Raw genomic sequence first — 11,882 nt, forward strand, 5'->3', positions numbered from 1 at the left:
AATCCGTCCTGAATTGGTAAAAATGAAGGAAAACACTAATCTAAAGTACATCCTTTTGCAATTCATTAAAAATCATCTACACTGCTCCGCATGCAACAACGACCCTATACACACTTCGGAGATCCGGCCGGCATGACCTACGGAGTCCAGCTCCTGCTGGTCCTCAACATCGCCGCCGCGCTCATCGACTGGCTCATTTTCCCCCTGAAACCTCTTTTTGAACTCCACGCCAACTGGTGGACCCACTTCGGTGTATGGGAACTGGTCACCTATCAGTTCCTGCATCAGGGCGTCCGACACATTCTGTTCAATATGCTGGCCCTTTTCTTTATCGGCCCGGAAGTCGAACGAGGAATCGGCACCCACCGTTTTTTCATTCTCTATTTCTTAAGCGGCATCCTCGGCGGGCTGGGATGGTCGCTGCTTTCACCGCCGTGGCATTCCTGCGTTGGCGCGTCCGGAGCCGTCTTCGGCGTCCTCGGAGCCTTTGCTGCCCTCTATCCCGACCGCGAACTGTACGTTTGGGGAATTCTGCCGGTCAAAGCCTGGCTGTTGGTGGTAATTCTCGGCGCATACGAACTGCTTAACGTACTTGGCGGCCCCGGCGGAGTTGTTGCAAATGCCGCGCACCTTGGAGGCGCCCTTGCCGGCGTTGCGTATACAATCATCATCAGTCGCCCGGATATCATGCGAAAAATCCGCAGCAGCCTGGCTCCCCGAAAAAAGCCGCCGGTTTCACGATCAGAAATTGATCGGATTCTCGACAAGGCTGCGCAACACGGAATGCATTCGCTGACTCCCGCGGAGCGTGCGACGCTCAAGCGTGCGGGGCGGCAGTAAATTACTGAACCAGACTTCGCACCGCTTTTTCAGCAGCAACTTTTTCGGCCTCGCGCCGGCTGCGGCCATCGCCCCGGAAAACAAACGTGGAAACTGTCACCTTCACCTTAAACCGGCGATCGTGATCAGGCCCGCTCTCTTCAACGACTGAATATTCGGGAATACCAAACCCCTTTTTCTGAGCGAACTCCTGAAGGGTTCCCTTCGGATTCAGCATCGCCGGTTCCGTATTTTCCAAAACCTGGAAAATATGCCGGTCAAAAAACCTGCGGACCGCCTTCAATCCTCCGTCCATCCAAATCGCACCGATCAGCGCCTCCAGCGCATCTTCCAGATTGGATTCGCGCTCTGCTCCGCCGGCGGCTTCTTCGCCGCGACCCATGCGCAGGGAACCGCCCAGATCCAGATCGGCCGCGACCCGGGCCAGCGACGCGCCGGAAGCCAGCGCGCTCTTGAATTTGGTCAATTCTCCTTCCGGCGCCTCCGGATGCACTTTCATCAGCGCGTCAGCAGCCAGCAGCCCGAGCACGGAGTCGCCGAGAAATTCGAGACGCTGGTTGTCGGATTCCACGTCCGGATTTTCATAGCGATAGGACGGATGGGTCAGCGAAGCCTTCAACAGCTGCTTGTCTTTAAAACGATAGCCGATCCGTTTTTCCAACCCCTGGAACTCTTTCATGCCTGTCTTTCCAATCATTGGAAAAAATTACAGCAGATTCGTCCGACATCAAAATACTTCCAGCGGTTTTTTACGTTCACAGCAAAAAGACGTTCCCGACTGACAGGAACGCCTTTTCAAACCGACAGGCTGTCAACTTAGTAGGAAGTAACCGGAATGAATCCAATTTCATCAACCATTTCCTGGCCGTCTTCGCTCAGGTAAAGCGTAACGAAACGGTAGACAGCGGATCCAAGTTTCGGGTAGCCGCTGGTGTACATGAAAAGCGGACGGGCAATCGGGTACTCTCCGGAGCGAACAGTCGCGGCAGACGGATAGACACCATTGACTTTAAGCGCCTTCACGGTTTTATCGACAAACCCAAGCCCGGCGTAACCAATGGCTGATGGAGTTGTCTGTACGCGCTGCCGAATGGCTCCGTTACTTCCGACGTACTCAGCTTTTTCCGTGATCTTCTGTTTGTTCATCACGAGCTTTTCAAAGGTTTCGTAGGTACCGCTGTTGGTGTCGCGGGTGATGACCACAATATTCAGGTCCGGACCGCCAACCTCTTTCCAGTTGGAAATTTCACCGGTATAGATTTTGCGAATCTGTTCGATCGTCAGCTGACCAATCGGATTTTTCGGATGCACGAGAATCGGCAGACCGTCGAGAGCGACCACGTGAGCAACCGGCTGAATGCCTTTGTCAGCAGCCGCTTTAAACTCGCTGTCTTTCATCGGCCGGGACATTGCGGCGACATCGCAGACTCCGTTGACAAGGCTTTTGGCACCGTTTCCACTCCCGGATTCACTGACCGTGATGTTTACGTCTGGATTTGCCGCCATGAAATATTCGGCAAAGGCTTTGCCAATCGGTCCAACAGTGGTCGAGCCATCAATTACAATTTTATCTGCTGCAGAAGCCGTCAGGGCTGCTGCAGTGAGGATCATGCTGAGCATTGCTTTCTTCATGTTAGAGTTTCTCCTTATTTTCAACTCTGTTGATGCTGGCAGCTCCTGCAAACAGGTCTTTTCTTTCACCGTCTTGCCGGTCTCCGCCGTGAACGCAGAAAAATATGAGAAATCACTGTTAGAGAAACGTTAAGGATGCATTAGAAGAACGTGAAAGCCGCTGAACACAAAAAAGCCCCGTTTTCCAAACTCTGAAAAAACAGGGCCTTTCTGCTTCCGATGATTGGAAGTTCTATTCTGCAGATGCGTCTTCCTGCTGTTTTTTAGGAAGGTGTATGCGCAGGTGCAGATCGCGGATCTGGTTGAACTCCACTTCCCCGGGAGCATTCATCAACAGGTCTTCTGCTTTCTGGTTCATTGGGAAAGCGATGACTTCGCGAATGTTCGGCTCTTCCGCCAACAGCATGACCATACGGTCGACTCCGGGGGCAATCCCGGCGTGCGGCGGCGGGCCATATTGGAACGCCCGGTACAGCGCCGGGAACTTGGACTCTACAACTTCTTTGCCGTACCCGGCAATTTCGAAGGCTTTCATCATCAGTTCAGGACTGTGATTTCGCACAGCTCCGGAGGAGAGCTCAGTTCCGTTGCAGACGATGTCGTACTGATATGCCAAGATTTTGAGCGGATCTTTATTGAGCAGATCGTCCATTCCTCCCTGAGGCATAGAGAATGGGTTGTGGGAAAACTCCACTTTTCCGTCGTCATCCAGCTCGTACATGGGGAAGTCGACAATCCAGCAAAAGCGGAAAACGTCTTTTTCCAGCAGGTCCAGACGACGCCCCAGCTCTGCACGAACATGTCCGCCGATTTCCCAGGCGCCTTTCAGCTTGTCGGCAATAAAGAACATCGTATCGCCGTCTTCAATATCGCCGAGCCCCTTCAGGCGGGCCAATTCGTCTTCGGACAGGAATTTCGCAATCGGACTTTTGACTTCGCCATCGATCCAGCTGATATAGCCAAGACCTTTAGCCCCGACCGACTGGGCATAGGCAATCATATCATCAAAGAATTTGCGCGGCTGATCGGCACATCCTTTAACAGCGATCGTTTTTACCTCGCCCCCTTTTTCGACCACTCCGGCAAATGCCTTGAAGCCGCAGTTGCGGAAAATTTCGGTCGCGTTCTGAATGACAAGCGGGTTGCGCAAGTCCGGCTTGTCCGTCCCGTATTTCTCCATCGCTTCGAGATATGGAATACGGGCAAACGGTGTACTGTCGACCTGCTTGTCGCTGAATTCTTTGAAAATCGTCGAAAGGACACGTTCGTTGACTTCAAAAACATCGTCCTGAGTTGCAAAGGCCATTTCCATGTCGAGCTGATAAAACTCGCCGGGCGAACGGTCGGCACGGGCGTCTTCATCGCGGAAACAGGGAGCAATCTGGAAATAGCGGTCAAAGCCGGAGGTCATGAGCAGCTGTTTGAACTGCTGAGGTGCCTGCGGAAGCGCATAGAACTTACCGGGATGCACACGGCTGGGCACAAGATAGTCGCGTGCTCCTTCCGGCGATGAGCTGGTGAGGATCGGCGTCTGCATTTCCATAAAGCCTTCGGCCGTCATCAGCTCGCGAATACGGGCAATTACCCTGGAGCGCAGAGTCAGGTTTTTATGAAGCTGCTCACGACGAAGGTCGAGGAAACGATACTGCAGACGAAGCGCTTCGTTGCACTCTTCGTCTTTGTTAACCTGAAATGGAATCACTTTGGATTCACCAAGAACCTGCATCTCTTCGGCAACCAGTTCAATTTCACCGGTGGCCAGCTTTGGATTGATGGCCGCCTCATCCCGGGCAACAATGTCACCCGTAAAGCGAAGCACCGTCTCAACACGCCAGTGCTCGATATCTTTATAGAATGCTTTATCGGGGCTGATGACGACCTGAGTGATGCCATAGTGATCGCGAAGGTCGATGAAAAGAACGCCGCCGTGGTCGCGAATGGTGTTGACCCATCCGGAAATCCGAACGGTTTGTCCGACATGCTCTTTGCGGAGCTCTCCGCAGGTGTGAGTTCTGTATTGGTGCATAGCTGAAGTTCCAGGTTCTAGGTTAATAAATTCATCAGTTCAGGCAGTTCCAGTTCCTGCTGGGTGCCCTCTTCCATGTTTTTGACAACAAAGGTGCCGTTCTCAAGCTCGGTATCGCCTCGAATGATGACCTGTCTGGCCCCAAGCTTATCGGCGCGTTTCATCTGTGCTTTGATTTTGCGGTTCGTCAGTTCCATTTCGCAGGCAATCCCGCGCTGACGGAGCATCTGCATCAACAACAGATTCTCTTTTAGAGCGGCCTCTCCAAGCGAAACAATAAATACGGCCGGCTCCGGAGCAAATTGATCCGCCGTAATACCAGTTGATTCCAGCGCGGCAATCATCCGTTCCATTCCCATGGCAAAACCGACCCCATCAATGGTCCTGCTGCCGACCTGAACCTGATAACGACCGCCACCGGAAAGTGCGTTCTGAGCTCCGAGACCGCCATGCACAACTTCCCACACCGTATGGACGTAATAGTCGAGCCCTCTCACCAGACTGGTATCGATTTCCACATCGATCTCCAGACTGCGAAGCGTTTCGACCACTGTATTCAGATAGTCGCGCGATTCCTGACTCAACAGCTCAGTCACCGAAGGAACATCCGCGATAACGGCCTGAACCGCCGGATCTTTAGAGTCGAGCAGTCTCAGCACATTGGTTTCGAAACGCTGCTGAGCATCTTCTGGAAGCTCAGAAAACCGTGGGCGAATTGCATTGCGCAATCCTTCGAGCACCGCCGCACGCTCTTCCGGAAGCCCAATGGTGTTCAGACGGATCTTTGCTCCCTCCAGCCCCCATGCAGACAGAAGGTTCAACTGCAACGCAATCACTTCAGCATCAGCCAGCGGATTCGGTGCGCCGGCAGCTTCCAGACCGATTTGGTGGAACTGTCGTTTCCGTCCTGCCTGAGGACGTTCACAACGGAACATCGGACCCATATAATACATACGGGCGTTAGCCGTCTGCTCTGCGCCAGAGGCGATGTAGCGAACCGAACCGGCGGTTCCTTCGGGACGCAAAGAGAGCTTGCGCCCTCCGCGGTCTTCGAGGCAGTACATTTCTTTAGTAACCACATCCGTAGTGTCACCCAGCGAATGAGTGAACAATGCGGTTTTTTCGAGAATAGGCGTACGCACCTCTTCAAAACGATAGCGCGCGAAAACTTCGCGCGCCCGGGCTTCTAGCATCTGCCAGAGGTATACATCCGGCGGAGCGATATCCGACATGCCCTGAAGGGGCTGAAAAGAACTGGAGGCCATAGGAAACTGCTTATTAAATACCGGTGATGCGCTGCTTCATAATTTTGCCAGGCTTGAATTTAACGACTTTCCGCTCTGGAATCGTTACAACATTCTCCGGTTTGTTCGGATTCCGGCCGATGCGGGACTTGCGAACATTAATCTCAAAAACGCCGAAGTTCCGGAACTCAACGGTCTCTCCTTTTTCGAGAGCCTCTGTGATGTAATCCAGCGACTTCTGCAACACAGCGGCCACATCCTGCTGGATCAATCCGGTTTCATCGGCAATACGAATTACTAAATCTCTTTTTGTCATGCTTCCCCCTGCTTCGAATTGTCTAGGCTGTAACAGGTTACATATTTTAGACAAGGCCGCTGATCTTAGTATTCAGCCGTCCTCGGTCAAGACCTATTCTCAATGCTTTTTTTTTACCTGGATGCAACCCTGTGAAAAAACAGGAACACCGCCGCTAAAATAAAGCTGAATACAGCCAATGTTTTATTGAAAATATAGAACGTATCTTTCGGCTGAATCAACATCACCGTCTCGCCCGCCTCGACCTCAGTCGCCGGCTCTGCCAGAATCTCCAGCACCTTGCCCTGAAGAGGATCCTCTCCATGAGTGGTTTTCAACATAAAGTCTGAACATGCAACCGTGGTGGCTTTCAGGTTTTCCCGAGCCTGCACCAGAGCATTCAGCTTTTCGAGAAGCACATCCTTTTCTTCACCCTGCACGTCCTTATAAGCCTCTTCTGCTGCTTCCACAGCCTCTTCATAGGCCCGGGTCTGCAATGTCAGCAATGGAGCTGATCCGGCAACACTGTCTCCCACATTAACGGGAATATGTTTCACCACCCCGGACACCGCCACTGTGACCGGATAGGTCAGCGGATGCTTTTCCAGCACTTTCTTCGTAGGAAACCATGCGTCACGAATTGCCCAAAGGCATAGAAAAATACAGATCACTCCGGCAACCAGAAAATCTTTCGTTCCTTTAACCCTGTCAAATCTGCTCTTTGCCATACCAATACGCTCCAGAAATTCCCAATTAATAGCTCTTTGCAAAAACCACGCGACCTTTGCTCGGCCTGCCGCTGACGATGCACGTTCCTTCTCCGCCAGCCTCGTAATCAAAAGGAATACAACGAATGGTTACAGACAATTCGTCGTTAATTTTCTGTTCGGTCTCTTCCGTACCGTCCCAGTGAGCCAAAGCAAAGCCTCCGCCCTCTGCCTTAAAGAACTGGACAAAATCATCCCAGCTGTCGATTTCGCGGGTATTTTCAGCACGAAAAGCGCAGGCACGCTCAAACAGCAACTGCTGCATCTCTTCCAAAACGGACGTTACAGAAGCTGCAAACTCCTCACGGCTCTGACCGTATTTTTCCTTCGGACCCTTGTCGCGACGGGCGACAAACACCGAATTACTCTCCATATCGCGCGGCCCGATTTCAATGCGGATCGGAATCCCTTTCTTCACCCAGCCCCAGCCTTTTTCACCGGCGTTGATATCACGACCATCAACAACCACTTCAACCGGACGCCCGGCGTAAGTCTGTGTCCGCAGCATCTCAGCGGTTTCATTGCAGTAAGCCATGATCTTTTCACGATCAGTATCTTTGCGAATGATCGGTAAAATCACCACATGGCTCGGCGCCAGACGCGGCGGCATCACCATGCCGTCATCATCACCGTGCGTCATAATCATCCCGCCGATCAGGCGGGTTGAAACACCCCATGACGTCGTCCATGCCACCTCTTCGCGTCCCTCACGCGACTGGAAGGTAATGCCGGATGCTTTTGCAAAGTTCTGTCCCAGGAAATGGCTCGTCCCGGCCTGCAGCGCCTTGCGGTCCTGCATCATAGCCTCAATACAAAGCGTGCTGACCGCACCCGGAAAACGTTCACCTGCGGTTTTCTCGCCAATCAGCACCGGCATCGCCATGTACTCTTCAGCAAACTTCTTGTAAACATCAAGCATCTTGCGGGTTTCCTCCCACGCTTCGGCTTCTGTCTCGTGAACCGTATGACCTTCCTGCCACAGGAATTCAGCCGTACGCAGGAACAGGCGTGTACGCATTTCCCAGCGGACGACATTGGCCCACTGGTTAATCAGAATCGGCAGGTCGCGATAGCTCTGAACCCACTTGGCATACGTGGCACCAATGATGGTTTCCGACGTCGGGCGAACAATCAGCGGTTCCTCCAGCTCTCCGGCCGGCACCAGGCCGCCATCGGGCCCCGCCTCCAAACGGTGATGCGTTACAACCGCGCACTCTTTTGCAAAGCCATCGACATGCTCCGCTTCCTTTTCCAAATAGCTTTTAGGAATAAACAGCGGGAAATAGGCGTTCACATGGCCGGTCGCTTTAAACAGGCCGTCGAGACCGGCCTTAATGTTTTCCCAAAGCGCATAGCCCCACGGCTTAATCACCATACAGCCGCGCACATCACTGTTTTCGGCCAGGTCGGCCGCGCGCACCACCTGCTGGTACCATTCCGGATAATTCTCTTCCCGCGTCGGGGTAATTGCCGTCTTCTGCTGCTTCGCCATACAATTCTCCTGAAAAATAAACGCACAGCTTACAGACACCATCCGGCAGTTTCCAGACCTTGGAACATTTTTTTCAAGGTCCGGAAGCCCCTTGAGTCCGGGAGAAACGAAGAATACAAAAGACGAGTTGCGAATCAAAACCCGCCGGCCCGAAAGGCGTGCTGTCACGATAGGAGGATATCATTCAGGCTGATTGCTCATTCCTCGAGCCCTTGGCAAGGGACCACGGACACAAGAGAACACCTGAAGAATCAGTCTTCGCTATACATTTGCTTCTTACCGAAAACTTCCCGGCTACGATTGAACGACTGACAAATAACAGAGAACGCTTCCCAAATAACAGGTCAGTCCTGCAAGCAAGAGAACCATCGCAGTTTTGTACAACCAGGTTTTGAAATTGCGACGATTCAAGTGAGCAACCAGAGTCGACCGAACGTCCTCACCCTTCCACGCCGTGATCCACCGGAGATTCAACGGACCGCAAACCATACACACTACGGAGAACAGCACAAAACATAACCCCGCCCCAATAAAAACCCGACTGTAAGGGCTGGCAGCAGCCATGCGCGGACCGGAAAAACCAGTAATTGTCAGACATATAGTTGCCAACCCAAGCAGCATCTGTGATCGCGTCTGAAGCAAAGTAAACGATTCACGCAGGTAGCCAAACACCTTTGACAAGTCGCCGCCGTGAATTTCCTCCAGAAACTCAAGCTCTTCTTTTGCGTCCAGATGCGTCATTTGTTCCTTTCCGGCAAATAGTCCAGCGACATCAGAAACTCATCGGCAGCCCGAAGGGTTTCCTCATACTTCGCCGTATTAAAAAAACCATGCTCCTGACCTTCATACAGAAGCAAATCGCAACGAACACCCAGTTCGCCCATCCTTGCTTTATAAGCCTCGGCAGTCGCCACCGGGATCAGCTGATCCCTGGTGCCGAGCTGGATCAGCGTTGGCGGCACGTCAGGCATCAGATTGTGCAGCGGCGAGAAATCCTTCCAATACCCGGAAACCCGGTCATAGCCATACCCATCCGGACCGTTATCAAAAACCGGATTAAACAGCACCAGCGCATCCGGGCGACAGCTGACGGAGAGGTCCTCGCCCTCTTCATTAAAGCCATCAAGCGTTGCCGTTGCCGCCGCCACATGTCCGCCCGCGGACCCGCCACCGGCAGCCAGCATGTCGGGGTCAACTCCAAGCTCTTCTGCATGGCTGCGCACCCAGCGCATCGCTGATTTTCCGTCTTTTACACATTCCTGCGGTGATGTTCCATCTTCGGCCGTCCGATAATCGGCGCAAATTGCCACCATGCCCCGAGAAGCCAAAAACCGGCTCTGAGGGTAAAAATGAGTTGGGGCTCCCCCCTTCCAGCCGCCCCCGAAGAAAAAAACAATCCCCGGGGTTTTGTCTCCGGCCGTGTGATTAGGCGGATTAAATACATGCAGAGTCATTGAACCCTGCGGGGTCTCTTTATATTCAATCACTTCATCCGGCGCGACCTCCGCCATGACACACCCGGCAGAGACTAAAACAGCAGCAATCACTTTTTTCTTCACTCCAAACACCCCCTTGAAAAACCCGGTCAGCATAAATGACATTTCAAAACAGAACAACAGATTCCAACCCGCAACGATCCATTCTTTGCGTTTCATTTCACGGTCCCTTCCAACCACGCCTTTAAGGTCTCGGCATCCTCAAGAAACCGCTTCGGATCATCATCGCGAACAAACTCGAGCAGAGCATAGCGCTCGCGAGGCGGGAGCTCCACGGAAAAATACTGTTTCCACTCCGCCTGTCCCTCGCTCAGCGGGCGACGATCCACCGCATCAATCCAGAGCTCTTTCGATCCATCATACTCCCAGTGGAACACATGGAAGTTTAAAATCCGGTCTTTGAGATCATGGAGCCCTGCCATCCGGTAATCCATGTCCGGTCCCTGATACATCGGCTGCCAGTAAAGATACACATTCGGAGCATCGATCTCCTGCAGAAGCTTCGCGGCAGATTCGTTGGTATCCGTCAGTGAGTGGTCATGGAACTCAAAGCCGATATTCACTCCGGAAGCCGCCGCCATCTCAGCCACCCGCTGAGCCTGTTCAGCAAACCGCGACCTGACATCTTCGCTCACCTCCGCCGACGCCGAATATCCGGCCCAGATACGCACCGTATTCGTTTCCAGCGCCAGCGTACTGTCGAGCACCGGCTGAAACGCTTCTGCTCTTCCTTCTTTATCCAGAACCCGGAAATAGGAACCGTAGGAAGAAACTTCCAGTCCTGCATCCACGGTTGTACGGCGGGCGACTCGCGCAGCCGTCAGATCGCCGGGCCGAACGTGTACGTCGCCGCCCCATTCAATGGCATCAAGACCGGCGGTTTTTACCAGATCCGCAACCTGACCGACATTCATCGGACGAAATGTAATTGAGCAAATTCCTGTTTTCATATTTCCAACCTTCGGAAGAAGACCACGCCATCATCCATTATTTTTTCCAATGGTTGGAAAAGTCAGAGCTGATCGGGCCGCACCCGATACTTCAGCGGCTCTCCTTTTTCCCACCTTTGAAAATCCTCGATCATAAAATCGGCCATCCGGATCAGTTCGGATGACTTTGAGCCGGCTAAATGTCCGGTCAACTGAATATTCGGAACCGTATACAGTTCTGAACCGTCGATCGGAGGCTCCGGCCAGGTGATGTCCAGCAGCGCAGTGAGGTCCGGACGTTCTTTCATTACCGCAATAAGGTCAGTTTCGTTTACCTGCCGTCCGCGTCCAACATTGATAAAGACAGCGCTGTCCATCATGCTTTCAAACAAAGGGCGATTATAAACTCCGACATTATCATCGCGGTCCGGAAACAGATTAACGACAGCAAATGATGTAGCAAAGGCCTCTGCGATCGAAACGGTCCGGTTTTCGGCACGCGAGGGAACAACCACTACTTCCAGATCGTGATGTTTTAAAAAGTCCTGCAACTTACTGGAGATTGCTCCGTTGCCCAGAATGCTGACACGGTTGCCGTAGTTTCCGCAGCCGCGATGGCTGTTGGCGATCGTCGTGGACTGAACATCCACGCATTCACGACTGTTGCGATAGGCTCCGGCTCCGGCAAGCAGCACCTGAGCAAGGGCAAACTCCGCAACCGGAATTGCATTGGCAGCCGTCGCACTGCAGACAACAACTCCGTTTTCCTCAAACGACTCCCGGAAGGAGCTGCTGGCGCCGGCGGCATAGAAAACTGCTTTCAGGTTCGGCAGCATTTGTACTTCCTCCGAAGAGAGCACCACCATGTCCCAAGTGGAAAAAATCACATCCAGATCCTGAAGATCTTCAACATGGTCATAAAAATTGTCGCGCGAAATCCGCACAGGATAGAGGTCAGTGATCTCCGCAAGGCGTTCACACCGCCCCTGAGCGTATACTTTGTCGAATGCATCCGACATCCATGTAACACTCTCGTGAAAAACCGCAGCTTTCATTTTCTCTGGCATCTGTACTCCTCAGCGTTTCATTCGAGGCTGTTTTCATCCGGTCCGCAGCATAAAAAACTCGACCGTTACACAGGAAAAAACGTGTTTGCGTCAC

The 11,882-nt window shown here is 52.7% G+C and carries 12 protein-coding genes; 1 reads left to right on the plus strand and 11 read right to left on the minus strand.

From position 1 onward, the window contains the following. Positions 1-90 precede the first annotated feature (90 nt). Entirely contained in the window at positions 91-840 is a 750-nt protein-coding gene (locus GT409_RS14525; protein ID WP_160629776.1) for a rhomboid family protein, read from the plus strand. A gap of 1 nt (position 841) precedes the next feature. Here the strand turns inward: GT409_RS14525 and rnc are convergent, their stop codons facing one another. The 11 genes from rnc to GT409_RS14580 form a co-directional block, all read right to left on the minus strand. After that, positions 842-1,519, minus strand: coding sequence for a ribonuclease III (rnc, locus tag GT409_RS14530; RefSeq protein WP_160629777.1), 678 nt, complete (start codon positions 1,517-1,519; stop codon positions 842-844). A gap of 137 nt (positions 1,520-1,656) precedes the next feature. Continuing rightward, on the minus strand, positions 1,657-2,472 hold the full coding sequence (locus GT409_RS14535) for a phosphate ABC transporter substrate-binding protein (RefSeq protein ID WP_160629778.1): 816 nt from the start codon (positions 2,470-2,472) through the stop codon (positions 1,657-1,659). A gap of 232 nt (positions 2,473-2,704) precedes the next feature. Then, complete coding sequence (gene aspS / locus GT409_RS14540) at positions 2,705-4,498, minus strand: aspartate--tRNA ligase (RefSeq protein ID WP_160629779.1); 1,794 nt, start codon at positions 4,496-4,498, stop codon at positions 2,705-2,707. A 17-nt stretch (positions 4,499-4,515) separates the two neighbouring features. Continuing rightward, the gene (gene hisS / locus GT409_RS14545; protein ID WP_160629780.1) at positions 4,516-5,763 is read right to left on the minus strand and encodes a histidine--tRNA ligase; all 1,248 of its coding nucleotides are present in this window, start codon (positions 5,761-5,763) and stop codon (positions 4,516-4,518) included. 13 nt (positions 5,764-5,776) lie between these two features. Beyond that, complete coding sequence (locus tag GT409_RS14550; protein ID WP_160629781.1) at positions 5,777-6,058, minus strand: HU family DNA-binding protein; 282 nt, start codon at positions 6,056-6,058, stop codon at positions 5,777-5,779. A gap of 113 nt (positions 6,059-6,171) precedes the next feature. After that, positions 6,172-6,765 (minus strand): hypothetical protein, encoded by a 594-nt coding sequence (locus GT409_RS14555; RefSeq protein ID WP_160629782.1) that lies wholly within the window; start codon positions 6,763-6,765, stop codon positions 6,172-6,174. A gap of 25 nt (positions 6,766-6,790) precedes the next feature. Then, positions 6,791-8,296, minus strand: coding sequence for a proline--tRNA ligase (gene proS, locus GT409_RS14560; RefSeq protein ID WP_160629783.1), 1,506 nt, complete (start codon positions 8,294-8,296; stop codon positions 6,791-6,793). Positions 8,297-8,590: 294 nt separating this feature from the next. Beyond that, entirely contained in the window at positions 8,591-9,037 is a 447-nt protein-coding gene (locus tag GT409_RS14565; protein ID WP_160629784.1) for a hypothetical protein, read from the minus strand. Continuing rightward, positions 9,034-9,951 (minus strand): alpha/beta hydrolase, encoded by a 918-nt coding sequence (locus GT409_RS14570; protein WP_233231570.1) that lies wholly within the window; start codon positions 9,949-9,951, stop codon positions 9,034-9,036. The genes GT409_RS14565 and GT409_RS14570 overlap by 4 nt, the downstream gene beginning before the upstream one ends. Beyond that, entirely contained in the window at positions 9,948-10,742 is a 795-nt protein-coding gene (locus GT409_RS14575) for a sugar phosphate isomerase/epimerase family protein (RefSeq protein WP_160629785.1), read from the minus strand. Before GT409_RS14575 ends, GT409_RS14570 begins: the two co-directional genes overlap by 4 nt. Before the next feature lie 62 nt (positions 10,743-10,804). Next, entirely contained in the window at positions 10,805-11,788 is a 984-nt protein-coding gene (locus GT409_RS14580) for an NAD(P)-dependent oxidoreductase (protein WP_160629786.1), read from the minus strand. Between the last annotated feature and the right edge of the window lie 94 nt (positions 11,789-11,882).

The sequence above is a fragment of the Tichowtungia aerotolerans genome, assembly GCF_009905215.1.
In the GTDB taxonomy this organism is placed as follows: domain Bacteria; phylum Verrucomicrobiota; class Kiritimatiellia; order Kiritimatiellales; family Tichowtungiaceae; genus Tichowtungia; species Tichowtungia aerotolerans.

Excerpts from the sequence above, each read along its gene's own strand:
- aspS (WP_160629779.1), bottom strand. The coding sequence starts at position 4,498 with ATGCACCAATACAGAACTCACACCTGCGGAGAGCTCCGCAAAGAGCAT.
- hisS (WP_160629780.1), bottom strand. The coding sequence starts at position 5,763 with ATGGCCTCCAGTTCTTTTCAGCCCCTTCAGGGCATGTCGGATATCGCT.
- GT409_RS14550 (WP_160629781.1), bottom strand. The coding sequence starts at position 6,058 with ATGACAAAAAGAGATTTAGTAATTCGTATTGCCGATGAAACCGGATTG.
- GT409_RS14565 (WP_160629784.1), bottom strand. The coding sequence starts at position 9,037 with ATGACGCATCTGGACGCAAAAGAAGAGCTTGAGTTTCTGGAGGAAATT.
- GT409_RS14580 (WP_160629786.1), bottom strand. The coding sequence starts at position 11,788 with ATGCCAGAGAAAATGAAAGCTGCGGTTTTTCACGAGAGTGTTACATGG.
- GT409_RS14525 (WP_160629776.1), top strand. The coding sequence starts at position 91 with ATGCAACAACGACCCTATACACACTTCGGAGATCCGGCCGGCATGACC.
- GT409_RS14570 (WP_233231570.1), bottom strand. The coding sequence starts at position 9,951 with ATGAAACGCAAAGAATGGATCGTTGCGGGTTGGAATCTGTTGTTCTGT.
- GT409_RS14575 (WP_160629785.1), bottom strand. The coding sequence starts at position 10,742 with ATGAAAACAGGAATTTGCTCAATTACATTTCGTCCGATGAATGTCGGT.
- GT409_RS14555 (WP_160629782.1), bottom strand. The coding sequence starts at position 6,765 with ATGGCAAAGAGCAGATTTGACAGGGTTAAAGGAACGAAAGATTTTCTG.
- rnc (WP_160629777.1), bottom strand. The coding sequence starts at position 1,519 with ATGAAAGAGTTCCAGGGGTTGGAAAAACGGATCGGCTATCGTTTTAAA.
- GT409_RS14535 (WP_160629778.1), bottom strand. The coding sequence starts at position 2,472 with ATGAAGAAAGCAATGCTCAGCATGATCCTCACTGCAGCAGCCCTGACG.
- proS (WP_160629783.1), bottom strand. The coding sequence starts at position 8,296 with ATGGCGAAGCAGCAGAAGACGGCAATTACCCCGACGCGGGAAGAGAAT.